At 43.5% G+C, this 25,556-nt stretch carries 26 protein-coding genes; 7 read left to right on the top strand and 19 right to left on the bottom strand.

The window, feature by feature from the left end; all coding sequences use genetic code 11:
* The first annotated feature begins 1 nt into the window (after position 1).
* Together KNQ02_RS05355 and KNQ02_RS05350 are read left to right on the top strand one after the other, a co-directional pair.
* A complete protein-coding gene (locus KNQ02_RS05355; protein ID WP_214807447.1) occupies positions 2 to 382 on the top strand; it encodes a truncated hemoglobin in 381 nt (126 codons plus the stop codon).
* Positions 383 to 441: 59 nt separating this feature from the next.
* Positions 442 to 780, top strand: a complete 339-nt coding sequence (locus KNQ02_RS05350) for a hypothetical protein (RefSeq protein WP_029332850.1) — start codon at positions 442 to 444, stop codon at positions 778 to 780.
* Between the two features lie 72 nt (positions 781 to 852).
* Here the strand turns inward: KNQ02_RS05350 and KNQ02_RS05345 are convergent, their stop codons facing one another.
* The 14 genes from KNQ02_RS05345 to KNQ02_RS05280 form a co-directional block, all read right to left on the bottom strand.
* Positions 853 to 1,263, bottom strand: coding sequence for a hypothetical protein (locus KNQ02_RS05345; protein WP_214807445.1), 411 nt, complete (start codon positions 1,261 to 1,263; stop codon positions 853 to 855).
* A gap of 120 nt (positions 1,264 to 1,383) precedes the next feature.
* Positions 1,384 to 1,857 (bottom strand): competence protein ComK, encoded by a 474-nt coding sequence (locus tag KNQ02_RS05340; RefSeq protein ID WP_034801199.1) that lies wholly within the window; start codon positions 1,855 to 1,857, stop codon positions 1,384 to 1,386.
* 110 nt (positions 1,858 to 1,967) lie between these two features.
* Complete coding sequence (locus KNQ02_RS05335; protein WP_239456836.1) at positions 1,968 to 3,335, bottom strand: HAMP domain-containing sensor histidine kinase; 1,368 nt, start codon at positions 3,333 to 3,335, stop codon at positions 1,968 to 1,970.
* Positions 3,336 to 3,346: 11 nt separating this feature from the next.
* Positions 3,347 to 4,012 carry a response regulator transcription factor gene (locus KNQ02_RS05330; protein ID WP_088836482.1) on the bottom strand — a complete coding sequence of 222 codons (666 nt, stop codon included), beginning with the start codon at positions 4,010 to 4,012 and terminating at the stop codon, positions 3,347 to 3,349.
* A gap of 131 nt (positions 4,013 to 4,143) precedes the next feature.
* Complete coding sequence (locus tag KNQ02_RS05325) at positions 4,144 to 4,299, bottom strand: hypothetical protein (RefSeq protein WP_167331094.1); 156 nt, start codon at positions 4,297 to 4,299, stop codon at positions 4,144 to 4,146.
* Positions 4,300 to 4,400: 101 nt separating this feature from the next.
* On the bottom strand, positions 4,401 to 4,832 hold the full coding sequence (locus tag KNQ02_RS05320) for a methylglyoxal synthase (RefSeq protein ID WP_088836481.1): 432 nt from the start codon (positions 4,830 to 4,832) through the stop codon (positions 4,401 to 4,403).
* A gap of 121 nt (positions 4,833 to 4,953) precedes the next feature.
* A complete protein-coding gene (locus tag KNQ02_RS05315; protein WP_214765571.1) occupies positions 4,954 to 6,498 on the bottom strand; it encodes a fatty acid--CoA ligase family protein in 1,545 nt (514 codons plus the stop codon).
* Positions 6,499 to 6,623: 125 nt separating this feature from the next.
* Positions 6,624 to 7,511, bottom strand: coding sequence for an SDR family oxidoreductase (locus tag KNQ02_RS05310; protein WP_159172707.1), 888 nt, complete (start codon positions 7,509 to 7,511; stop codon positions 6,624 to 6,626).
* 51 nt (positions 7,512 to 7,562) lie between these two features.
* Entirely contained in the window at positions 7,563 to 8,552 is a 990-nt protein-coding gene (lplA, locus tag KNQ02_RS05305) for a lipoate--protein ligase (RefSeq protein WP_029332843.1), read from the bottom strand.
* Between the two features lie 33 nt (positions 8,553 to 8,585).
* Entirely contained in the window at positions 8,586 to 9,269 is a 684-nt protein-coding gene (locus KNQ02_RS05300; RefSeq protein ID WP_088836479.1) for a DsbA family oxidoreductase, read from the bottom strand.
* A 561-nt stretch (positions 9,270 to 9,830) separates the two neighbouring features.
* Complete coding sequence (locus KNQ02_RS05295) at positions 9,831 to 11,504, bottom strand: glycerol-3-phosphate dehydrogenase/oxidase (RefSeq protein WP_088836478.1); 1,674 nt, start codon at positions 11,502 to 11,504, stop codon at positions 9,831 to 9,833.
* Between the two features lie 137 nt (positions 11,505 to 11,641).
* Positions 11,642 to 13,132, bottom strand: a complete 1,491-nt coding sequence (gene glpK / locus KNQ02_RS05290) for a glycerol kinase GlpK (RefSeq protein WP_214765506.1) — start codon at positions 13,130 to 13,132, stop codon at positions 11,642 to 11,644.
* Between the two features lie 28 nt (positions 13,133 to 13,160).
* The gene (locus KNQ02_RS05285; RefSeq protein WP_214802676.1) at positions 13,161 to 13,985 is read right to left on the bottom strand and encodes an MIP/aquaporin family protein; all 825 of its coding nucleotides are present in this window, start codon (positions 13,983 to 13,985) and stop codon (positions 13,161 to 13,163) included.
* Positions 13,986 to 14,175: 190 nt separating this feature from the next.
* On the bottom strand, positions 14,176 to 14,739 hold the full coding sequence (locus tag KNQ02_RS05280; protein ID WP_088836476.1) for a glycerol-3-phosphate responsive antiterminator: 564 nt from the start codon (positions 14,737 to 14,739) through the stop codon (positions 14,176 to 14,178).
* 155 nt (positions 14,740 to 14,894) lie between these two features.
* Here KNQ02_RS05280 and KNQ02_RS05275 point away from each other — a divergent pair, with 155 nt between their 5' ends.
* Positions 14,895 to 15,536 carry a YczE/YyaS/YitT family protein gene (locus KNQ02_RS05275; RefSeq protein WP_239456834.1) on the top strand — a complete coding sequence of 214 codons (642 nt, stop codon included), beginning with the start codon at positions 14,895 to 14,897 and terminating at the stop codon, positions 15,534 to 15,536.
* A gap of 45 nt (positions 15,537 to 15,581) precedes the next feature.
* On the opposite strand, the gene KNQ02_RS05270 is transcribed toward KNQ02_RS05275, so the two are convergent.
* Positions 15,582 to 16,325: an ABC transporter permease gene (locus KNQ02_RS05270; RefSeq protein ID WP_088836474.1), complete on the bottom strand. Its 744-nt coding sequence runs from the start codon at positions 16,323 to 16,325 to the stop codon at positions 15,582 to 15,584.
* Positions 16,303 to 17,220 (bottom strand): ABC transporter ATP-binding protein, encoded by a 918-nt coding sequence (locus KNQ02_RS05265; RefSeq protein ID WP_214765516.1) that lies wholly within the window; start codon positions 17,218 to 17,220, stop codon positions 16,303 to 16,305. The genes KNQ02_RS05270 and KNQ02_RS05265 overlap by 23 nt, the downstream gene beginning before the upstream one ends.
* Positions 17,221 to 17,374: 154 nt before the next feature.
* Here KNQ02_RS05265 and KNQ02_RS05260 point away from each other — a divergent pair, with 154 nt between their 5' ends.
* From KNQ02_RS05260 to KNQ02_RS05250, 3 genes are all read left to right on the top strand, one after another.
* Positions 17,375 to 17,866: a GNAT family N-acetyltransferase gene (locus KNQ02_RS05260; protein WP_088836472.1), complete on the top strand. Its 492-nt coding sequence runs from the start codon at positions 17,375 to 17,377 to the stop codon at positions 17,864 to 17,866.
* A gap of 42 nt (positions 17,867 to 17,908) precedes the next feature.
* A complete protein-coding gene (locus tag KNQ02_RS05255) occupies positions 17,909 to 19,507 on the top strand; it encodes a sensor domain-containing diguanylate cyclase (RefSeq protein ID WP_088836471.1) in 1,599 nt (532 codons plus the stop codon).
* Between the two features lie 86 nt (positions 19,508 to 19,593).
* Complete coding sequence (locus KNQ02_RS05250) at positions 19,594 to 21,057, top strand: glycoside hydrolase family 32 protein (RefSeq protein ID WP_088836470.1); 1,464 nt, start codon at positions 19,594 to 19,596, stop codon at positions 21,055 to 21,057.
* Positions 21,058 to 21,219: 162 nt separating this feature from the next.
* On the opposite strand, the gene KNQ02_RS05245 is transcribed toward KNQ02_RS05250, so the two are convergent.
* The gene (locus KNQ02_RS05245) at positions 21,220 to 21,717 is read right to left on the bottom strand and encodes a GNAT family N-acetyltransferase (RefSeq protein ID WP_088836469.1); all 498 of its coding nucleotides are present in this window, start codon (positions 21,715 to 21,717) and stop codon (positions 21,220 to 21,222) included.
* Between the two features lie 267 nt (positions 21,718 to 21,984).
* Here KNQ02_RS05245 and KNQ02_RS05240 point away from each other — a divergent pair, with 267 nt between their 5' ends.
* On the top strand, positions 21,985 to 24,147 hold the full coding sequence (locus KNQ02_RS05240; protein ID WP_088836468.1) for an ATP-dependent helicase: 2,163 nt from the start codon (positions 21,985 to 21,987) through the stop codon (positions 24,145 to 24,147).
* Positions 24,148 to 24,222: 75 nt separating this feature from the next.
* Here KNQ02_RS05240 and mscL read toward each other — a convergent pair whose 3' ends face one another.
* Together mscL and KNQ02_RS05230 are read right to left on the bottom strand one after the other, a co-directional pair.
* Positions 24,223 to 24,609, bottom strand: coding sequence for a large-conductance mechanosensitive channel protein MscL (mscL, locus tag KNQ02_RS05235; RefSeq protein ID WP_029332829.1), 387 nt, complete (start codon positions 24,607 to 24,609; stop codon positions 24,223 to 24,225).
* 12 nt (positions 24,610 to 24,621) lie between these two features.
* Positions 24,622 to 25,506, bottom strand: coding sequence for a Cof-type HAD-IIB family hydrolase (locus KNQ02_RS05230; RefSeq protein ID WP_214765523.1), 885 nt, complete (start codon positions 25,504 to 25,506; stop codon positions 24,622 to 24,624).
* Positions 25,507 to 25,556: the final 50 nt, after the last annotated feature.

Raw genomic sequence — 25,556 nt, 5'->3', positions numbered from 1 at the left:
CATGCTATATGATGACATCGGAAAACAACCGATGCTTGAACAGCTAGTCGCTTGCTTTTATCAACTTGTTTATGCCGACCCCATACTTCGTCCGATTTTTCCTGATGATCGTCAACGTGTCGAGCAGGCGCAAGTTATTTTTTTGACACACTTAACAGGTGGTCCACGCCAATATGAGTTAGATGATTCGCGGACGAATTTAGCGATGATTCACCGACTCTTACCAATTGAACAGCAACACGCCTTTCGCTGGATGGAGTTGATGGAAGTGGCCATCTATGAGACACTTTCCAATCGAGCTGTAGCTGAACGTTTGATGGAGCGCTTACGAATTGGTGCATTAAACGTCTTACGGATTTGTGAGGCTCATCAGGAACCGTGAGGGATTTTTCTTTCTCATCTGTCCATTTCCATGTAAAATGAAAGATGGAGGCGATAATTATGACTGAAGAACAAGATAAGAAACCTGATTTAGTGAAATCGGCACTCGAACAAGCAGAGGCGAAAACTGCAGAGGAACCGGTTGAAGAGGAAAAGTCTGACGAGCAAAAGAAACTCGAACATATTAAAGGGCTCGTCACATTAGAGCGCGGTTCTGATTACTTCCGTGTCGTCTTTTATGATGACCACAAGCATTTGATTTTCAAGGAACTCGATTATGATCGTGTCGAATTCGTTGGTCGCTTCTATAATGATAGTTTTGACGCGACGAATTTGAAACAGCTCGAAGAAATTGCAGAGAAAGCACTCTCAACTTCGATTCGAAAACGTTTCCTTTAAGATAGGTTATGTATAGAGAAAGCCGCGTCCCTGGATTAAATGAGGGACGCGGCTTTTTTCTTATACGCTTGTTTATTCACTCTCGTGAGTGTTTCTTTTTTTGCGACGAAGTACATATGCGAGTACCCCTCCGGCAACGGCAAGCCCTGTCGCCGCTAAAACGGGAATCAATACTTTCTTCGAAGATAATTTTTGCTTCACTTGCTCTAAGCGAGATTCTGTTACTTCTTTTTGCGCAATCGATGTGCGGCGGTTAATCGTCATATGTTTTGATGCATCTGTGACGACTACTCGCTTTGTCACCCAACGTCGATTTCCTGCCTCGTCGACGATGAGTTGGCGTGTTCGCTTAATATCTTTAATTCGTTTGCCGGGCGTGTTTTCTGGACGGACGATCCGTGAACTAATAAAACGGCGTCCTCCATTAACACCGAAGCCCGGCTGTAATTTTCTACGGTTTAACCATTCATATGATTCATTCATCGTGTAGCGACCAGATCGGCCGCTTCACCTCCCCTTCAATGCGCATTCAGTTTCTACTCAAGTTCATTTCGCTCTCATTGGTAACGTTTCCTGTTAGAGTGTTCCACTTTTCTGCACTTTTTAAACGTGTTCATGTCCCGTCCCCTGGAAGCGTCGTTGCATTTCGTAAGCTAATTCTAGGGTTTTAATCCGCTGTCGTTCAATACTATAGGCAGATGCGGCCGTATCAATCCGCTGTCCTGTTTGAAACTCGACTTGCACCTTTCCGCCACTCTTCTTAACGGTCTTCATTTGTTTAAAGTTAATCCAGATGCACTCCGCCTTTTCTTTAGCTGTCGTCGGAAAGAAGATGGTTTGTGCTTGCCAATCAATTAAAACCGGCGTTTTTCGGTTTGGTCCTAAGATATGTCGTGCTGCTTCAATTCTTCCTCGCATCGAAGAACCAAAATACAAACATGATTCTTCAATCAGTTTGATCGGATGTCCTTCGAGCACAAGTTCCGACCGTTCTTTAATAAGTAGTGTTTGCGGTTCCCCGTATTGACCGTACTGAGGAATAAGAGCTAACGTTTCTTCCGTGATATTATGTGGCATCCTACTATCTCCCTTCTTCTATTACTTTGTTTATATCAAAGAACCCACCTGTACGCCCTCGACTGTTCGATATTTCCCAATATAAAAAACGAGATATCGCTATCTCGTTTTTAAAGTTCTTTCGTTGATTGGTCCATCTCTGGCTTAAAATGACGTGGGAATTTGAAAATCACACAAACTTTATCTTTTCCATTTCCCACTGCTTGGTTCTCGATTGAAACTTCCCCGTCATGACGCTCAACGATACGTTTTACGATATAAAGACCTAGACCAAATTTACCTTCTTTACCACGTGAAAATTGATGAAAAAGTGGTGATGATGAATCGAGTGGTGGACCGTCGTTTTCAATCTCGATTTGAGCTATCTCTTCGGTCCCGGATAAACGAATATCAATCGATGTCTCAGCATATCGCATCGCATTATCAATTACATTTTCAAGTGCAACCCGTAATTGTTCTCCTTCGCCAAGTACAAGACCGGCTTCCCCTGTAATCGTCCACGAAAGCGGCTTTGTACTTGAAAAACGACTTTGTAGTAAATGAACCATTCGGTCTAAATCAATCGTATCCCATGTAGAACGATCTAATTCAAAGTAATCCAATTTCGTCACATAAAGCAAGGCAGCGACTTTCTTTTCTAACCGCTCGGCCTCTTCCTCAATTACTGAGACCGAACCCGTCAAATCACCATCCGGATAAATCCCGTCAGAAATGGACTGTGCATAACTGCGAATGACCATGATTGGTGTCTTCAGGTCATGTGAAATATTTTGTAGCAATGCTTTTTGTGCTTTATCCTGCTTTTCTAAATCGACGCGCATGGCATTGACCGATCGTGCCAAACGACCAATTTCATCTCCGCGATCAAGAGGAAGTGGCGTATTCCACTGTTGCGCTGCAATCTTTCCGACTGCACCTTCAATTTCAATCAATGGTTGCGTCAAGCGACGTGCTAACCAAAAAGCGATGAACAATGTCAAGATACTCACAATTACGACGACCCAGCCAATTTTTGAAAACAATTGCGTAATCAGTTCTTGACGATAGGCATCCCAGACATAAGAGACACGATAATACGTCTCCCCTTCCGATTCTATCTTGAGAATGCTGTAATAGACGTCTTCTTTATCAAGTTGCGTCGTATATTTTTCCGTTTCTGCTTTTTGATTGATCGCATCACGATACATCTGATCAATCAATTGTTGCGGGGCTCCCCCATAATAGAGTTTCCCATTTTTCGAAAGCAACAAAATATTAACGGAACGCGACTCCTGTTTTCGACGATCAAATTCAATTGGATTGTCCTGCAACATGTCGATGACAGAAGCATCTTTTGAAAAGAAGACTTCACTGTTTTCTAACGTCGAATAGACCTGTTCATCAATAAAGTTTCCAATCGATGACCGCATGACGACAAGGATAACGATCGAGAGCGTTGCGATGACGAGTAGAAACATCGCCCAAATCTGAAATCCCAAACTCCGATTCTTCATGCAGACACCAACCGGTAGCCAATCCCATAAATCGTCTCTAGTTCAAGTTTGGATAATTTTTTCCGGACTCGTCGAACTAAATCATCGACGACACGATCGGAACCAAAGTAATCATCACCCCAGACACTGACAAGAATCTGTTCACGGGACATTGGCGTCCCGATTTGTGTCGCAAATAAAATCAACAAATCATACTCTTTTGAGGTCAAATCAATTTCTTGACCATTTTCTTCGATGACTCGTTTTTCAGGATAGATTGTATAATCGCCATACTGAATCACTCCTGTTTTTGGTGTCGCATAGGCGCGCGCTAAGATTTTTTTGACACGAATGACAAGTTCTCTTGGCAAAAACGGTTTCGCGATGTAATCATCCGAGCCCATTTCTAAGCCGATGATTTTGTCGATATCTTCGTCTCGGGCAGAGATGAAAATAACAGGTGTCGTCTCATCATGTGCCTTGATTCGTTTAATCAACTGAAATCCGTCCATATCCGGTAACATAATATCGAGCACCCATAAATCAGGCTTTTCAATAATCGCTGAAGCTGCCGCTTCCCCAGAGGTGAACGATTTCACTTGCCATCCTTCTTGTTCTAAATATTTTACGAGCACGCGGTTCAGATTCACTTCATCATCCACTAAATAAATCGTATGCATCACTGTCACTCCTGACTAAGTCCTTTTTTTGTAGTGTATCAAAGGAATTCCGCACAATTATGTGAGAACACTCCAAATGTGAAAAAAACGCCCTCTTTTATCCAAAAAGAGGCGCGTTTAGTCAGTAACACTATTTATTTTACGAGGCGCAACGATGGATAGGTTGCACGTTCTACGTTCGTTTTAACATCTGTCGCAATATGACGACGTTCCGTCTTTACAATATGTGCTAAGAAGGTTGCTCCTCCACCGAGTAAGACCGTGACACCTGTCATTAAAATGATTTCCATTGTTTTCGCCGCCCTTTTCTATCGCAATTGATAATCAGTATCATCTTCAATACGACTATAACACGATGAAACGAAAATGAGAAGCGTTCTCAAACAGTTTGTTACGAAGAAAATTTATCTTGTTCCTCTTCCCGTCGCTTTTGAATAATTTCACGCCATTTAAAATCACCTTGTTCAAGCCCATTAATTAAAATCTCAGCCGTCCCGACATTTGTCGCTAACGGCAAGTCATAGACATCACATAAGCGAATCAAGGCCGATACATCCGGTTCATGAGGCTGTGCCGTCAACGGATCACGTAAAAAGATCACGATGTCAATTTCCCCTCGAGCAACCATCGCGCCAATTTCTTGATCGCCACCAAGTGGTCCAGATTTACAGCGGTGTACGTCGAGCGCCGTCGCTTCGACGATCCGCTTCCCTGTCGTCCCCGTGGCGTACAATTGATTCTTTGCTAAATAGTCCTGGTAGGCCCGGGCAAACATGATCATCTCATCTTTTTTCTCGTCATGTGCAATCAATGCAATGTTCATTTTATCGTCCTCCTCTCTAGAGTATATGCACTCAAACGCGCCTTCAAAAACCTCTCATTTTCATGAATATACTAAAAAACCGACGATGTTCACGCTTGAACGTCGTCGGTTAAGAAGGATGTCATGAATTGGATGGTTGTTTTTTCAACACGGTCCGTAAAATTTTTCCGGTCGTATTGCGTGGCAATTGATCAATGAATTCGAGACGTGTCGGACACTTGTATTTCGCGAGTGAAATCGCACAAAAATCGAGAAGGTCTGCTTCTGTGACGCTATCTTTTAACACGATAAATGCCTTGACGGCTTCTCCCATCTCTTCATCTGGTACACCGATTACGGCAGCTTCGACGACCCCTGGATGTTTATAGAGCACTTCTTCGACTTCACGTGGATAGACATTGTAACCACCAACGATAATCATATCTTTTTTCCGATCGACGATATAAAAATAACCGTCCTCGTCTCTTCTCGCGAGATCTCCCGTATATAACCAACCGTCGCGTAGCGTCGCTTGTGTCTCTTCCGGCATCTTATAATAGCCCGTCATGACATTCGGTCCACGGACAATTAACTCTCCGACTTGACCATCCGGTAATTCTTGTCCGAGTTCGTCCACAATTTTATTTTCGACATCGATGATGGACGGACCGATCGACCCCGGCTTTTGGATTCCATTTAACGGATTGAAGCACGTGACGGGTGAGGCTTCTGATAGGCCGTATCCTTCTAGTATGTGACAGTTGAACGTCTTTTCAAATGATTCAAGTAAAGGAACCGGTAAGCTCGCTCCACCGGAAACGAATAATCGGCTTGACGCAAAGTAATCTGCAAAATGCGGGTGGGCTTGAACCGTCTGAAGAAGGAAATTATACATTGTCGGTACGCCGGCAAAAATCGTAACTTGCTCTTTTTTCGCCAGTTCAAACGTTTCTTGCGGTGAAAAACGTGGTGCAATGATGATTGATGCTCCGTGTGCAAGTGAAGCGTTAACGACGACCGTCAAGCAAAAGACATGGAACATCGGTAACACAGCGAGCGTCCGGTCGCGCTCTGACACATTTAAGTATTCACCAATCGATTGTGCATTTGATGTTAAGTTACGGTGTGAGAGCATGGCGCCTTTCGGTTTCCCTGTTGTTCCGCTCGTATACAAAATGACTGCCGTATCATCGAGTTCATTCATCACGTCTTTGACCGGATGTTCGATGGAAAGCCAGTCTTCTAACGTCGTAAATTCAACATTCCCGATTTTTTCGCTTGGGCCAATTACCCCGTTAAACGGCACCGATACGACAACGGATAAGTTCGGTAAATGAACTAACCGTGCTTTTGCTGCTTCGACGAGCGGAGCGATCCCAAGAATTCCTTTAACGTCCCCATTCATCAAAATGTACCCGATTTCATCCGGTGTATATGTTGGGTTGATTGGAATCGCAATCGCCCCTTGCTTCATGATGGCATAATACCCAACTAAAAACGCTGGACTGTTCCCAAGTATCAATGCAACATGATCTCCTTTGCGAATCCCGTTCGCTTCTAATGCCCCTGCTGCCCGGTGGAACTTCTCGACAAACTCATGATAACTGACTTTCGTGTCTTCGAAGACGTAGGCGACTGCATCCGGACTTCTCCGGGCGGTCTCCTCTACAGAATGAATCAATCCCATCATCATTAACTTCCCCCTTCAAATGAACAACCATTCATTTTTTACGCAAAAAAAATCCATACATAACGCTTGCGTTAGTATGGATAGTATATCATTTTATGGAAACGTTTTCACGTTCTTTATCATTATCCGTTGACGATGACGCCACCATTGAGATGAAGCACTTGTCCTGTCATATAGCTCGAATCGTTACATGCTAAGAACACGTACGCGGATGCCATTTCTGCCGGTTGGCCCGGTCGATCCATCGGTGTATTTTTACCAAACGTTTTTACCGATTCATCGGGGAACGTCTCTGTGATCAACGGTGTCCAAATCGGACCTGGTGCGACAGCATTGACACGAACCCCTTGTTTTGCGAGATTCATGGATAAACTTCGCGTGAAGCTGACGATCGCCCCTTTTGTTGAAGAATAATCAATCAGAAGGGCATTGCCTTCATATGCTGTTGATGATGTTGTATTGATGATGGCAGATCCTTGCTTGAGGTGTGGTAAAGCAGCACGTGCAAGACGCATCATTCCAAAAATATTTGTTTTGAATGTCTTCTCCAGCGACTTGTCTTCAATATCGAGAAGCGAGTCTTCTGGTTTTTGCATACTCGCATTATTGACGACAATATCGAGGCGGCCAAATTTGTCGATTGTTTTTTGAACGAGTTCTTCACAATAAGCTGCGTCTCCAATGTCTCCTTTAGACAGGAGCACTTCCCCACCAAGCTCTTCGACACGCGCTTTCGTTTCTTCCGCGCCCTCTTGGTCGCCATAGAAGGCGATGACGATTTTCGCACCTTCAAGCGTATAGGCAAGCGATACGGCACGTCCGATTCCGGAATTACCACCAGTGATGATTGCGACCTTGCCTTTTAATTTCCCGGCCGCACGATAATCGTCACGTTCATAGTAAGGGAGCGGTTGATTATCCTCTGTTTTTGGTAACCCTTCTGAGACCTGTTCAAAATTGATGAAATCCTCTAACGTACCTTCTAAAAAGTTATCTTTATTGTAGCCCATAAAAAAAGCTCCCCCTATGCAAGTTGATAGAGAGAGTTTTCCCAAAAAAGCTTATGCTAAAACGTCGAGTACTTCGTCTAGTTCGACAGCACCAAAATATTTTTTTAATTCATACTGACTTAATACTTCCCGCAATGACGCACGGTCGTATCGTTTTCCTTCTAATGCTTGAGCAATTTCCGAGGCATCCGCGACACCAAAGAAATCTCCATAGATTTTCGCTTCTTGAATGATGCCCTTCGTAACATTAAGCCGGAAATCAATCGTTCCGATCGGGAAACGTTTTTTATGGATGACATCAAACTTCGGAGACTTGCCGAAGTTCCAGTCCCAGTTGCCATACCGTTCTGCTGAAATCGCATTAACCTTTTCCCAATCTGCTTCCGTCAACGTATAACGCTCGATTTCTTTTCCTTCATAAATCGAAGCGAGCAGATGATCAACGAATTGATCCATCGTCAACGGTTCAGTTAAGAATTCAGAAATATTGGCGACACGACTACGAACTGATTTGATTCCTTTTGATCGCATTTTTTCTTCGCTGACGACTAACGCATTGACGACTTCTTCAATATTCGAATCAAGCATCAATGTCCCGTGGCTAAACATCCGTCCACGGGTCGTAAACTGAGCATTCCCACTAATCTTACGCGTTCCGACATGAATATCGTTTCGCCCAGATAGCTCAGCTTCCACGCCCAGTTTGTGAAGGGCTTGCACGACAGGCTCCGTGAACTTTTTGTAGTTATTAAACGAATCACCGTCATCTTTCGTCAAGAAACTGAAGTTCAAGTTTCCCTCATCGTGATAAACCGCTCCACCACCAGATAGACGACGCACGACGTGAATGCCATGATCCTCGACGTACTTCAAGTTGACTTCTTCATTCGTGTTTTGATTTTTTCCGACGATGATGGAAGGACCATTGATATAAAATAAAAAATAGTCTTCTTCATTGACGTTCAAGTTATTCAAGATGAATTCTTCGACAGCAAGGTTAATCCGCGCATCTCGAATTTCAGGGTGAAAGATAAGTTTCATGTAGGGTACGTTCTCCTTTTGTTAGCCTGGATTTTAGTTACAACCATCGACTCCGCAAGCATCACCATCTGCTACGACTTCAATCTTTTGTTCCGCTTGAATCCGGTCCATCACTTGGCTAAACGCTTCAACGGGTTGCGCCCCTGAAATCGCATATTTACGATCAAATACGAAGAAGGGAACTCCTGTCACACCAAGTTCGCGTGCCATATCTTCTTCTTCCCGGACTTCAGTTGTTGAAGTATCTGATGCAAGGAATGCCTCAACCTCTTCTGAGTCGAGTCCGACTTCCTGCGCAACGCGCGTCAAGATTGACGGATCGTTCAAGTTCTCCCCTTTCATGAAGTAAGACTGAAAGAGTGCTTCCGATATCTCATCCATTTTACCATGTTTTTTCGCGAGTTGAGTCAAGCGATGAGCTTCAAATGTATTGGCAGGAACGACACGATCCATTTCGTACATTAATCCGTCAGCTTTCGCTGACTCAACGATGCCTTGTGACATATTACGTGCTTCCTCGACTGTCGTACCGTATTTCGAAGCAAGAATTTCATATAATCCTTTCGTCGGTTCAGCCGGTGCATTCGGATCGAGTTCAAAACTTTTAAATTCGACCTCGACATTTTTCATTCCATTCGCTTCAATTGCTTTTTCTAGACGTTTTTTCCCGATGTAACAAAACGGACACGCGTAATCTGACCATACTTCTACTTTCATTTCATTCCAACTCCCTTTGATTTTTCAGTATGGACTAAGCATAATCCTCAGCGACACCTCTTGCAATTAATCTGATTTCAAGTCATGGAAAAATGCCCCCGACGTATTGTAGGGAGCATTACAACGTGTAGATAAAGTAATCTCGAGAAATAAAAGCGGTTTTTTTCGTTGCTTTCCTCGGGTGAGGCGCAAGCCATTGCGCCTTGATCCTAATGGACAACGAGCAGGGTCTTGCCTGCCTCTGAAAGTGCGTTAAACACGCACTTTCACCCGTAGGAGTCAACGACACGTGACGCTTTTTAGGTGATACCGTGAGGGAAAGGCATGCATACGGTTTAGAGCACAATCCGTCTTGAATCGCTTTAGACCGCGAAAAGCAATCGGTCGCGCTCCTGCAACTTTGCTGTAGCGGCGCGATCGATTGCCACTTGGAAAACGAGGCGGGACAGGGAATCGCGAGTTGATAGCATCTCGATATCGCATGTTCACGCTTCATAAGCATTTGTCTACAACCTCAAATGCCCCCGACGTGTCGTCGGGGGCATTACACACTTATTTCATTCAGTTAGCGGCAGAAGCTGTTTCAGTAACGAGTGCGTGTGACGCATCGTTAATTTCAATTTCTAATTCTTCTGTATACTGTTTCGTTTGTTCTTCCGTCCAGTTCAAGTGTTGTTTCATCTCTTCGATGACTGCGTCTTTATACTGACGTGCCCAAGCGATATTGAAGAAGACAGCGCCAGTCCGACGAATAAAGAAATCGATTGGACGTGCGACCATTTCTTGCTCAATTCCATAATGGAGCTGTGCATAGACATCACGCGGAAGTTTTGTTTCTGCTTGATCGTAAGCTGCAGCATACGTCAATACTTCAGAGATGTTTGATCCGTAACGTTGCGCAAGGAACAAGACTTCTTCTGAAGTGAGTCCGTTTGCTGGTGCTTGCGATTTCAAGAACCGTTCGAAACCTTTTGCTCCGTCGACATGTCCACCTGAGATTGGCATATTTTTTGTTGAACAACGCGCATAGGCACGGTTCGTTTCTTCTTTTAATAGTTTCGCGACCAGGTTGACAACATGCTCTGCCATTTTGCGGTATCCTGTCAATTTACCACCTGCGATTGTGATGAGTCCTGACTCTGACTGCCATACTTCATCTTTCCGTGAAATTTCAGAAGGATCTTTCCCTTCTTCATAAATCAATGGACGAACACCAGCCCAGCTTGACTCGACGTCTTCCGCCGTGACTTTGACTTCTGGGAACATGTAGCGAATCGCGTCTAAGACATAATCTTGATCTTCGACAGTGAATTTCGGATGCGCTGTATCTTTATCGAAGAACGTATCGGTTGTTCCGACATATGCTTTACCGTCACGTGGAATCGCGAAAATCATCCGACCGTCTGGTGTATCAAAATAGACTGCTTGTTTGAGTGGGAATTTAGATTGGTCGATGACAACGTGAACCCCTTTTGTCAAACGAAGTTGTTTCCCGACTTTTGAACCATCTTTCTCACGTAACTCATCGACCCATGGTCCTGTCGCATTCACAACTTTTTTAGCACGGATTTCATGAACATCTCCTGTTAAGAGATCTGTCACACGCATACCGACGACTTTACCTGCTTCGTAGATGATTTCTTCAGCTTTCGTATAGTTGACGACACGTGCTCCGTGACTGACGGCTTCTTTCATGACTTCAATCGTCAATCGTGCATCATCTGTCCGGTACTCGACGTAATAGCCGCCACCTTTTAATCCGTCTTGTTTGACTAACGGTTCTTTTGCGAGTGTTTCTTTTGCAGATAACATCGAACGCCATTCTGAACGTTTGACACCCGCTAGGAAATCGTAGACACGGAGTCCGATTGACGTACTGAACGGTCCGAATGTACCACCTTTATGCATCGGTAGTAACATCCACTCCGGTGTCGTAACATGTGGTCCGTTCTCATAGACGATTGCTCGTTCTTTCCCGACTTCAGCGACCATTTGAATTTCAAATTGTTTCAGGTAACGTAAACCACCATGGACGAGTTTCGTTGAACGACTTGACGTCCCGGCTGCAAAGTCTTGCATTTCAACGAGACCGATTTTCATGCCGCGTGACGCAGCATCGAGTGCGATTCCTGCGCCTGTAATTCCGCCACCGACGACGAGTATGTCAAGTTCTTCACGTGTCAATCGATTGTAGACGTCTGTACGGTTTTTGCTTGAAAAAGATTGGTTAGCCATGAATAGTTCCTCCTGTTAGGTTCGAAAAAGAAAAAAAGAGACCACAACGAACAAGCTGACTATGCCAACTGCTGTTGTGGTCTCTCCATATTCTCCGACCGGTTTATTAACTTATACCCAATATAACATATGTCACATCATTTAAACAACATCGTTGCCTGGACAGCTTTTTTCCATCCGTCATATAATGCATCGCTTTCTGTTCCATCCATCTCTGGTTCGAAACGACGATCCATTTTCCAATGTGCCGCGATTTGCTCTTTGTCCTTAAAGAATCCGACTGCGAGTCCTGCAAGATATGCAGCACCAAGTGCCGTCGTCTCATTGATTTCCGGACGTTCGACTGGTGCATTGATGATATCGCCTTGGAACTGCATTAAGAAATCATTTTTAACAGCACCACCATCAACACGAAGTGCTGACATTTCAATTCCTGAATCTTGCTCCATCGCCGTCAAGACGTCGCGTGTCTGATACGCAAGCGACTCGAGTGTCGCACGAATGAAGTGTTCCTTTTCTGTTCCACGCGTCAGGCCGAAGACTGCTCCACGGACGTCGCTATCCCAGTAAGGTGTCCCGAGTCCGACGAATGCCGGAACGACATAGACGCCGTCTGAAGAAGTGACACGTTTTGCGTAAGCTTCCGTTTCCTTCGCATCATTAATGAGACGTAAGCCGTCGCGCAACCATTGAATTGCTGATCCGGCAACGAAGATGCTTCCTTCGAGTGCATATTCGACTTTTCCGTCGACACCCCAAGCGATCGTCGTCAATAAGCCGTGATCCGAAACGACTGGTTTTTCTCCTGTGTTCAACAACATGAAGCATCCTGTACCATATGTGTTTTTCGCCATTCCTTTTTCAAAACAAGCTTGACCAAATAATGCCGCTTGCTGATCGCCTGCTGCTCCAGCGATCGGAACCGACTCACCGAAGAAATGATAACCTGCTGTATTCGCATAAATTTCAGACGACGGACGGACTTCAGGAAGCATGGCTTTAGGCACATCAAGAATCTCAAGTAATTCGTCATCCCACTTCAGTTCATGAATGTTGTACATCAATGTCCGACTGGCATTTGAATAGTCTGTCACGTGCGCTTTTCCACCTGACAACTTCCAAATCAACCACGTATCAATCGTTCCGAATAAGAGTTCTCCTCGTTCTGCACGTTCTCGTGACCCCTCGACGTGATCGAGGATCCACTTGACTTTTGTACCTGAGAAGTAAGCGTCAATTAAAAGACCAGTTTTTGAACGGAACAATTCACCATGACCCGCTTCACGTAACTCTTCACAGATTTCAGCTGTCTGTCTGGATTGCCAAACAACTGCGTTGTGAATTGGCTTACCCGTTTCTTTTTCCCAAACGACTGCTGTTTCACGTTGGTTCGTAATCCCGATTCCAGCGATTTGATTCGCTTTTACGTTCGCTTCTGTTAAACATGTTGCGACAACTGCAAGGACTGTACCCCAGATTTCATTCGCATTATGCTCGACCCAACCCGGTTTTGGAAAATACTGCGTGAATTCACGTTGGGCGGAATGAACGATTTCCCCTGCTTGGTTAAACAGAATCGCTCGTGTACTCGTTGTTCCTTGGTCTAATGATAAAATGTAGTTCTCCATCTCTTCCCCATCCTTTGTATCTAGTAAGTTAAGCTGACTTTGACGCTACTGACGTTTCTTTATTCGGACGAATACCGAATTTATAGCATAAACCTAAAATGACAATTGTCACAAGTCCGACGATAATGAAGGCCGGTGTATCCTTGCCTGAGAAAACAGACCGATAAAATAATCCACCTAAGCTTCCGCCTAATACGGGACCGAGTACTGGAATCCAAGCGTAACCCCAATTCGATGATCCTTTTCCTGCAATCGGTAAAATGAAGTGTGCGATCCGCGGTCCTAAATCACGTGCCGGATTCATTGCATAGCCTGTCGTTCCCCCGAATGACATACCGAGACTAACAATCAAAAAGCCGACGATGAGTGGATTCAAACCATCTGAGAACGTATTAGCACCAATCGATAAGATTCCGACGACGAGCAGGAACGTAGCAATCAATTCACTGACTACGTTTGCGAATGTATGTGGAATAGCGGGTGACGTTGCGAAAACACCCAATTTTGTTGCCGGGTCTTTTGTTTCTGCCCAGTGCGGTAAGTAATGAAGATAAACGATACTGGCACCGACGATTCCACCTAAGACCTGCGCGATCATGTATCCTGGTACATCTGCCCAAGCAAATGAACCGTCAAAGGCTAATCCGAGTGTGACGGCAGGGTTCAAGTGGGCTCCACTGAACTGACCGACGGCATAGACGGACAACGCTACCGCAAATCCCCAAGCAAACGTAATGACAATCCATCCAGCGTCTTTAGCATACGACTTTGATAGCGAAACCCCTGCCCCGACTCCGTTACCTAACGCAACAAGTAAGGCTGTCCCTAAAAATTCTGCTAGTACTGCTGACATGTTCTATTCCCCCTTTTATAAAAATAGCAACAAAAAAAAGAGATTCACACTTCCTCCCTCTTGAGAATTACTCAAAGGGAATAAAAGCGTGAATCTCCGATTTCTCCGTCACTGTGTATTAACTTAATGTCACTATAACAATCGATGAAAACGCTGTCAAACACTTTTTGTGCGTTTTATCATAGCGCTTTCATCGTTCAGGTTCAAAATGTCGCCACAACTCTTTATTGGACGTCGTAATACTCGACGCACCCGCTGCGATCGCTTGTTCTACTTCCTCGACCGTATCAATCAACCCACCCGCAAAAACGAGTCGTCCCGTTTTTCGTTTAACTTCTTCAATGTATTTTGGCATCAATCCGGGTAACACTTCGATATAATCAGGCTGAGTCCGCTCCATCAATTGATAACTTTTTTCGAGTGAACTGGAATCGAGCAAGAACATCCGTTGCATCGTTTTAACTTTCTTTTGACGCGCCTTTAAGATGACGCTCGCTTTCGTCGAAATGACACCATATGGCTTTAATTCCTGACAGACGTACTCCGTCGCGTATTCATCATTTTTTAGTCCTTGAACTAAATCCATATGCAAAAACATTTTTTTATCATATCGATTGGCTAATTCATAAACCGACTTTAAACGCGAGACGTGCATCTCGAGTAACACCCCGTATTCATACGGACTTTTCAGCATTTTTTCAAAGTCCTCAAGTTTCCTGACGGACGGTAAAATTTTCTGACCAAAATAAGTCATCGTCTCTCCCCATTTCTTTGAATTGTTTTCAGTATGTCGTGTCCAGTAAGGGTTTCGCAATGGGATTTCCTGAATTTCCATGAAAAGAATCAACACTTTTAGGGTATACCTTAACGTAAAACTGTCTGAAAAGGAGGTGAGAAGCGTAGCATCACTTGCTACGTTCCACCATGAGTCAACAAAAACGAATTACGATTTACTTATTTTCTATCATCATCAACGCCTTAGGGAACAGCTTTATGGTCACCGCCGCAATCGGGAGTGCTCCTTGGACTTCCGCCAGCGAAGCTTTAGCGAGAATTTCACCTTTAACGGTCGGGTTAGCAATCGTTTGTCTGCATATCTTCGCGCTCGCCAGCGCTCTCGCTTTAGGAAGTCGTTTTAGTTGGTGGACAATTATTTTAAGTTTTTCGCTCGTCGTTTTATTTGGTGTTGCGATTGACTTTTTCTTAGCTATTCATCAGTTACTCTATGTGCCATCGAACCTTGTAACCCGTTCGGTTTATATGATAATCGGGATGCCGATGATTTCATTAGGTCTCGCCCTTTATCTACAAATCGGCTTCGTCTTAATGCCGCCTGATTACTTGATGAAATCGTTAATCAGTCGTTTTAACAGTACGACAATCGGTGCGACGATCAGCTTAGCAATCCCTTTCCTCATCGCAAGTGTTCTTTCCATCGTCGAACACGAATTGATTGGAATTGGTGTCGGAACCTTTGTGTTCTTGTTATTGAATGGTCCATTAATCGAGTTTTTCCAGCGGATTTTCCCGATTTCCAATCGAGTGAAGTAATTAAAAAAATCCCGCCCTCACGAATCATATGAGGACGGGATTTTTTTACGTATATGATTTCTTTTGGAAGATTAAAATTGATCCACCGAGCAATACTAAGATATGCGCAAGTACAAAGAGCACGGAGAATGTCAATGTCGTGTCCATTTGATTAGCCATCTCTGCCATTAGTGAACCATCGAAGTACATCGACCAATCGAGGTGCATGAAGACGATCCATTTCGCGATTTCTGGTTTAAAGGCAAGCAAGACGTTCCCGGCAATCGAAGTAAAGAACTGAGCAAGTACAGTAAAACCGATGATCATTCCGACGGAGCGGAAAACGAGCGAAAAGAATAACGTCATGAAAATCGTAAAGATTGGACCTACCAGTTGTAACCAGGTATCCCGCATGACGAGTGGGTCTCCAGCTTCAGAGAACGTAAATGACAATGCGTATGAAAGCAGGACGATAAACAGGAACTGACCGAGCATGATGAGAACGGAAAACGCTAATTTCGAGAAATAAATCGTCATCCGAGAATATGGACTCATCAATAAATGTTTCATCGTATCATACCGGACTTCATTACCAATCGCTTCAGCTGTGAAGACGATTGTGATGATACCAAGCAGTGCAATTAAAACCATCGACGTGATTGAATAAAATTCACTTCGCGTAAAATCGATATCATTTGTCTTTGCGATTATGATGATTCCAATCGTAACGAGTACATACAAGGCCAATACGATTTTCGATTTTTTCATCGTCCACCATTTCATCCATTCATTTTGTATGAGTGAAAGCATGTGAATCCCCCTCTTTTTTCGTGACTTGCAAGAATTGTTCTTCTAACGTCATCCGTTTAATGGTTAACTCGTGTAAATCAGCAATCGGAACGACTAGGCGAGCAATCGCCGGGCATGACGTTTCAGGAGCCGTAACGACGATTCGATCATTCCACAGATCCGCTTGATAGTTTGCTGCTTTAAGTGCTTCAAGTACGTCTTCCGTTTCTTCCGTCGCAACACGTAATAAAATTTTCGATCCCGTCTCATTGCGGACGGATTCGACAGATTTGATGACACCTTGATCGATGATGGCATACCGGTCGCTAATCTGCTCCATTTCACCCAACATATGACTCGATATTAAAATCGCAATCTGTTGATCCCGAGCCATCGCCCGTAAATACTCACGCAGTTCTGCGATTCCGGCTGGGTCAAGCCCGTTCGTCGGTTCATCGAGAATGAGAACACGCGGATTATGTAATAAAGCGCGGGCAATTCCTAAACGTTGTTTCATCCCAAGAGAATACTCGCCGACTTTTTTCGACAGCTTCCCTTCCAGCCCAACGAGACGGGAAAGTGCCTCGTAGTCGACTTCACCTAAACCTGGAATTAAGTTTTTCGCATGAACGAGGTTTTGCTTCCCTGTCATATACGGATAAAATGCCGGATTTTCGACAATCGCTCCAATTTGCGTCAATGCTTTCGAACGCTCCTCGACGACATCATGTCCATTCACGGTCACTTTACCTTCGTCCTGCTCTAACAACCCTGTAATGATTCGAATTGTCGTCGTTTTCCCTGCACCGTTCGGACCTAAAAATCCAAAGACTTCTCCGGGTGCAACTTCAAAGCTGACATCTTTTAAGATTTGCTCTTTTCCCAGCCGCTTCGAGATATGTTCAATCTTTAACATTTTTTTCGCCTCCTCATTTTTTTACTCTACCTTTACATTGTACGGGAAATAAAAGAAAAAGTTCCTTTTCTTACAATTATGTAATCAAAACCCACTTGCTCTTTGTATAATAAAAGCATTGAATGTTACGAAATTGATGAAAGAGAGGTTCGACATGGACGTTACGTTTATTGAAATCACCCCGGACCACTTTAAAGATGTTCAAACCATTTTTAATCACAACCTGGCATATGCTCAGCTAGAAAATCGTCAACTTCCTTTAACTCGTCAAGCATTCACAGAAGAGTTCCTTAACCCCGAAACCGTCAGTCTTCTATGTCGAAGTGATGCGGGATTTTTTGCAATTATCGACTATTTGCCTGAACATCCAAGGGACGGATCAACTTGGATTGGTCTCTTTTTGATTGATGGCCGCTATCATCACCAGGGAGTCGGTACAATCCTTTATCATACTTTTCATGAACGCTATTTAAAGAACAAAGACGTCATTCGTTTAGCTGTTCTTCCAAAAAATCAAATCGGACAATCTTTTTGGCGGAAACTAAGTTATATTTTCGAACAGAAAAGTATTTCTAATACGAACCAGGAGGTCGAAGTTTTCGTCAAATTTCAAGACCTGTCGAGGAACTATGATAAAATAAAGTAGAATACGTCATCGTATATTTACAGGTGAAATGGAGCTCACTAGATGCAAAAGTTATCAATTCGTTTTGATGTGTTACTTGCAATGCTAATTGCCCTACTCTTTTTTACAATGACCTTATGTTTAACCTTTTTTATTAGTGACCGTGCAACAGATCGCCTAAAAGAAGAAGTCGGAATGACGTTGTCTGCGACTGCCTACCAGTTGTCTGATAAACTCGACCATTACATGTGGTCACGGGCAGCAGAAGTTAATCTACTTGCTACGCTTCCGACGCTTAAAAATTCAGCAGACCTCCCTGTCACGCGAACGACGTTAGAACAACTTCAGCAACAAATTCCTGATTTCTCTTGGATTGGTCTACTCGATGCGAACGGTACAGTGCGTGCTTCGACGGATCAAATCTTAGAAGGGCAATCGATTCAATCACGCCCCGTCTTCCAAGAAGCGACAGAACGCCCATTCATTGGTGATGTCCATGATGCCGTCTTGCTTGCAAAACTGCTTCCCAATCCGAGTAATGAACCTTTACAGTTCGTTGATATCAGCACCCCTTTATTCACTGATGGTCGATTGACTGGCGTCCTTGCAGCGCACCTGAGCTTCGCCTGGGCAAAAGAAATCGAACAAAGCTTTAAGAGTTCAACCAAACAAATCGAGGGTTTAGAATTTTTCATCGTCAGCGAAAATCAACGGACTGTTTTACTCGGACCGAATGAGTGGCGCGGTAAAGCGCTCCCACAGAATCTCGTCGAACCCGTCGAGTCCGGTTATCATGTATCGGAATGGTCTGATGGAAATGTCTATTTGACCGGCTCGACTAAAAGCCAAGGCTACAAAAACTACGATGGTCTCGGCTGGACGATTCTTGTCCGTCAACCAAGTGAAATCGCTTTTAACGACGCCATCCTATTGAAGAAATTTATTTTTTTCGCTGGACTGATTGCTTCCATCGTTACTGCCGTCATCGGTTGGTTCATCGCGCAACTCATTACGAAACCACTCAAGAAAATTACATTGGCTGCTGAGCAGATGCAACACGATCATTCAATCTCAATCCCGTCCCATAAAGGAATTCGAGAAATCACCGTTCTATCGGTTGCCTTACGTCAACTGATTGCTCAGCTGTCTGATACAGAACAGCAACGAACGACGTATGAGACGTTAGCGCTCATCGATCCGCTGACCGGTTTACCGAACCGAAACGGACTGTCGAACTACTTACATGAGATTTCTTTAAATGAAACGCCCGAAATCTATCTTTATATTGATTTAGATGGCTTCAAAGCAATCAATGATCGATTTGGACATCAGACAGGTGACGTATTATTAAAAGAAGTAGCTGAACGTTTAAGCCAGATGAGACGCCCGAACAGTATGATCGCACGACTTGGCGGAGATGAATTTTTAATCGTTTTGAACGATGTCGTATCCTTTGATTTACTCGATCAGTACGGAACAGAAATCATAGCGTATCTTTCAGATTCCTATGTCATCAATCAATCCACACTTCAGATTGGGGTAAGTATCGGAATTGCGACGCGACGATTAAACGAATCGGTTGAACAAGTCATCCACCGTGCTGATATTGCACTATATGATTCTAAAAAACTTGGTAAAGGTCGATTGACGTTCCATCGCTAACATTAGACATTGACAAGAGGGAACGCTCTCCGTAATGTAAGCAAATAGAAGAAAAAATATAAATAAATGCATAAGGAGCTGTCAGCATGAATCAGTGGACACGCGAGGCACGCTATCGCCCCCTCTCAGATATCGCACCGGAAGTTTATCAAACAATGAAGGAAGAAGTAAGAAATTCTCCTTGGCGGTTTTCTTACCATATCCAACCTCCAACCGGTCTCCTAAACGATCCGAACGGTTTTGTATATCACGACGGAACGTATCATTTATTTTATCAGTGGTTCCCACTTGGACCTGTTCATGGTCTAAAGTATTGGTACCACATGACATCAAAAGATTTAGTCCATTGGTTTGACGAAGGCGCGGCACTTATTCCGAACGATGATGCAGATTCCCATGGTGCATACTCAGGTAGCGGCTTCATTAAGGATGATGCTGTCCATATTATGTATACAGGAAACAAACGCGATGCAGATTGGGTACGGCATCCAAGTCAAATCGTTGGTCATTTGCGTTCGGATGGTCGCATCGACAAACACTTACCTCCTGCGATTCCGAACGTTCCTGCAGGTTATACAGAACATTTTCGCGACCCGAAAGTCTTCCAGGAAGCGTCTGGTACATGGTATTGCATCATCGGAGCTCAGCGCGACGATTTAACGGGATGCACCGTCCTCTATCAGTCGGAAGATACTGAAACATGGACGTTCCTCGGAGAGTTGAAGACACAATACCCTGACTTTGGCTACATGTGGGAATGTCCTGATTACTTCGAGCTCGACGATAAAGGTATTTTATTATTCAGCCCACAAGGCATTGAGCCGGACGGGGACGCTTATCAAAACATTTTCCAATCCGGATACATGATTGGGGAAAAACTAGCTTTGCCTGAGTTAACGTATCAACACCATGCCTTCTCAGAACTCGATTTCGGGTTTGATTTTTATGCCCCCCAAACGACGCAAGCAGCAGATGGACGCCGGATTTTAGTCGGATGGATGGGCTTACCAGACATTTCATACCCGAGCGACATGTATAACTGGGCTCATGCATTAACACTTCCACGTGAACTGACGTTGCAGGAAGGACGTTTGAAACAATTGCCTGTCCGTGAACTCGATCTTCTTAGAAAACGTACAATTTACGCGCAATCTACTGAAATTAATCATGCGATGGTGATGGCCCAAGCAGAGACATTTGAACTCGATCTATCAAACTTAGCACTTCAAACAACGCAGTTCGAGATACATGTTCGAGCCGCTGACCAGGAAGCAACCGTCCTAACTTATGATGCGATGACACAACGCTTTACGCTTGATCGTAGTCGTTCTGGCGCTGAAGTTCCTGCTGTCGATTACGGTACGACACGTACTGTTCAATTAGAACAACCGTTACATCAACTACGGCTATTCGTTGATCGCTCATCAATCGAAATCTTTTTGAATGACGGTGAAGCTGTCGCTTCCACTCGCATTTTCCCGAAATCAACGAGTCAGGATATTACGTTAATCGGTGATTTGACAGCGGATATTGCGATCTACGAATTGTAAATATAAAAAGCACAGCACTTTTAGACCGAGAGTCCGAAACACGTGATTTGCTCTAAAAAAAATTAAAGAAGGGATTGCCATCTAAAATCGATGCGCAATCCCTTCTTTAATTTCGTCCTGTTCAAAATCATCCGATTGTATCTCAAGCCTTTTCGATGGTACTCAACGCTCTAATTGCGTTTCTTTTTGCAAGCTAAAAGCGAGTATGTGTTGTTCGCCGATTGGTCCCATGACTGATTGGAGCGTATCTACATAACCGGTTTTAAAATATAACGATTTAGCCGCGATATTTTTTTTATTGACAGCTAATGTAATGGCAGTTACTTGTGGAAAGTGTTGCTGAACGAATTTTGGTAGCTGCAACATCGCTTCTTTGGCATACCCTTGTTTTTGATGTTTAGCATCAATCGAAAATGCACGTAAGAGAACACTTTGTTCTTCTGTCCGATGCGTTTTCGGGGGGTTTAAGTGCAAGATGAAAAAGCCGACGACTTCCAAGTCTTTTTTGATGACGACAGGAAACTTATCTGGATTTTCTAACGCTTCCGTTACGACACGAGTCGGGAAAGTCGTAAATTGAACTTGTTCTTCCGGAAGTATAAAGGCATCGCATTGCTCATAGTGTTCATCCGTATACATAAATAATCTGATTTGAGACATGGTTTTTTTCATCCTTCCGTCTATTTCAAAAAGAGCTACTTTAGCTCACTAGACTTACATCAATTCCCATTTTACACTGATTTTAAGTTTTATCCTATACATAACTCACCGAAAAACGAAGTCACTTCTCATTTTTTCTCATATCATACTTTCTGTTTCGTTCTAATATTATTCCACTTCTTTTACTTCCTTAATCAATTATGATGTCGGAAATGCTAAACTAGGGAAAGAAAATCGAGTTTACAGATGTTAGAGGTGAAGATTGACATGTCCGATGATTTCTTTAAAAAAATGGAGCTTGAAACTGGTACGAAGTTGAACCCCGTCCAACGTGCTGCGATTGAGCATGATGAAGGTCCGCTTCTGTTACTTGCTTCCCCCGGGTCTGGTAAGACAACTACCTTAAACTTTAAAATTGCTTATTTAATCTTAGAAAAGAAAGTAAATCCACGAGCGATTCTAGGTTTGACGTTTAGTAAAGCAGCAGCCCATGAAATGGCGGAACGGTTTCACGGTTGGTTTCATCATCTTATTGGGACGACTGCGTCCTTTTCCACCATCCATAGTTTCGCTTTTCAGGTCGTGCGAGATTATGCGTCATTGAATCAGTTACAATATACGATCATCGAAGGTGCTTTGGAAAAGACAGCGAATCAGCCGATGCATAAACGAATGGTATTACGTCGTATTTTCCAGGAAATAAACCGTAGCGTCATCACAGAAGATCAAATGGACGAGTTGTTACGGATGATTTCTTTTGTCAAAAACCGCCTCCTCGTCGAAAAAGATATTCGTACATTAAAAACAACGATTAAAAACTTCACAGAAATCTATCTTGCATATGAACAATTTAAACTGCGCGATCCCTCACATCCTTTGATGGATTTTGATGACATGTTGACGTATGCCAATACGATTCTTGCTGACGATGCTTCTTTGTTAGCTAACTATCAACGACGTTTCGAATATATATTGACGGATGAAAGTCAGGATACCTCTCTCGTCCAGCATCAACTCGTTGAAAAATTGGCTCTTCCGCATAACAATCTCTGTGTTGTCGCTGATGATGACCAAACTTTATATAGCTGGCGTGGTGCCGATGTTTCGAAGATTATCCACTTCAAGGACACGTACCCGGATGCAACGGTTTTGTATATGGAACAAAATTATCGTTCGTCAAAAGAAATCGTCGAAACGGCGAATCAATTCATTCAACGGAATAAAGTACGACATCCGAAAAAAATGTTCACAGAAAATCCATCCGTCCGTCCGATTACGATTGAACAGCTTGCTTCTTATGAAGATCAAACGCGATATGTCATCAATCAGTTGCGGCAGGAAACGAACTTTGAGGAAGTCGCGATTCTTTACCGGAACAATGCATCGTCAATCAATGTCATGAATGCACTCGATTTAGCAAATGTTCCATTTTACATTAAAGATGTCGATCATAAATTCTTCAGTCACTGGGTCCTAAAAGATATTTTACATTTTATCGAATTCGCCCAGGATCCTTCCGACATCGATGTATTGGCACAAATTCATACGAAGTTTGCCGGCTATATTTCTAAAGTCCAGTTGCAACGCCTCTATGAATTACGTAATGGTGAACATGCGTTTGACTTGTTACTTCAACATGTCGAGATGAAGTTTTACCAAAAGAAACAATTAAAAACGATGAAAACTGTTTTCGCTTCGATTCAAACTGCCCGTCCGGCTGCTGCTCTTGCTTTGATTCGTAATGAACTCGGATACGAAAAAAACTTACGTAAGATGAGTGACAGTCTTGGATTCAGTATCGATTATTTACTTGAGATGTTGAACACGATTGAAAATGTCGCCAGTGACTTACCGACCGCTCTCGCATTCAAGGAGCGTATTGTTCACTTAGAGCAACTGATGCGTGATGCCAAGTCCAATAAACATCAAAACGCAGTCACGCTTTCCACGTTCCATAGTGCAAAAGGACTCGAATTTAATCGTGTCTTCATGATTGATTTAATCAATGGCGTTTTACCATCATCAGATAATATCAAATCCTATAAAGATGGTCAGCTCGAAGAAATGGAAGAGGCTGCTCGGTTGTTCTATGTCGGCATGACACGAGCACGTCATGAACTCCATTTGATTTCGTATCGCTACAAATCAAAAGTCGTCGAAGAATCGATTTTTGTTGGCAACGTGCGACAAATCCTGAATCCAGATGCCGCTAAACGACAAAAACAGCAAGCACAAGTTCGACCGAGTATGCGTCCTCCCGTAGAACTATTACCAATCGAGGAAAAGATGCGGATTGCCCATAAATCATTTGGCGAAGGGACTGTTCTTCATTTAACAGGAGACGTTCTCGATGTTCAATTTGATCAAGGTGTCGAAAAACAATTTTCCCTTCAAGTTTGTTCAGAGAATCAACTCATTTCCATTTTATAAGAAAAACCCGCTGCATTTTCTACTGCTACGACGAGTAGAAAAGCTGACGGGTTTTTTCTTGATTTAATTTTCTACTTAAATACGATCATCGTTTCGACTGACGAGTGCATCTCGAATTTCTGTAAGCAGTCTTTCTTCCGTCGTCGGTTCCGGGACTTCTTCCGTAACTTCTTCTTTACTCCGAAAACGATTGATAGCTTTGACGAATAAAAACAACGCAAAGGCAATTAAAATGAATTCAATCGTTGCTTGAAGAAACTGTCCATACAATAATTCTGCACTCCCGACGGACACTGATAATCCTTTTACATTTACTCCACCAACTACGATGCCAATCAACGGCATGAAGATACTGTTGACGAGTGCCTTGATGATACTACTAAATGCTGCCCCTAAGATGACACCAATCGCTAAATCAACGACATTTCCGCGAAAGGCAAACTCTTTAAACGCTTTAAACATATTACCCTCCCGTTAAGACCATGTTCCGGCTGCAAGTTGACTGATTGCATGACCGACACCATGTTCATCGTTTGTTTTTGTGACGTGAGAGGCAATCGCTTTTGCATCTTCATGTCCATTTCCCATCGCAATCGCAACACCTGCGACTTTGAACATTGGAACGTCGTTTAAGTTGTCACCGATGACTGCGACCTCATCGATTGATACACCTAAGTGCTTCGCTAACGTTTTGACAGCTGTTCCTTTATCGGCACCGACTGCCATGACTTCGATGTTATCGTGACCAGACGACGTCACATAAATGCCGTCAACTTTTTCTTCGACTTCTTTCCAAATCTTATTCATTAAGTCTTGATCGAACGAGAATGAGATGAATTTAAAGACTTGTCCCGCCTGATTCCGGATGAAGGAACGGAACCCATCAATCATTTTTACATCTTCATTGACGTAATAGCGTTTATAGAAAAAGTCGAGAACTTCTTTCGCACGGTCACTTTCACGACTCATATCTTTTAATGAGTCATACGCTGCATCGATTGTTGCGCCTTGCGCTGTTACGAGACCTTGATCACAGAACATCTCGAAAAACACTTCATATTGGCTGATGATACTATAAATTTGTTGCGCTTGTTCAGCCGTCAACGTCGTTGCGCTCAGTTGTTCACCATCGCGCGTCATGACACGTGCACCGTTCGATGCAATGATTGGACAAACGATTCCTGCTTGATCCGTTAATTCCTTCGCATTTAAGTAGTTCCGCCCTGTTGCAATCGCAAAATCGACGCCTTGTTCCTTTGCCGCCTTAATCGCATCAATCGTTTCCTGTTCGATTTTTTGATTACTCGATAAAACCGTACCATCCATGTCGGAAATCAATAACTTGATTGCTTTTGCCACTTCTTCCACTCTCCTTTATCTTTTTCAATCCCACTATACCATTTCTCTTT

It is taken from the genome of Exiguobacterium sp. s102 (assembly GCF_018618635.1).
GTDB lineage: Bacteria > Bacillota > Bacilli > Exiguobacteriales > Exiguobacteriaceae > Exiguobacterium_A > Exiguobacterium_A oxidotolerans.
Note: the sequence above shows the minus strand (reverse complement) of the source record. Positions and strands in the feature narration are given on the sequence as shown.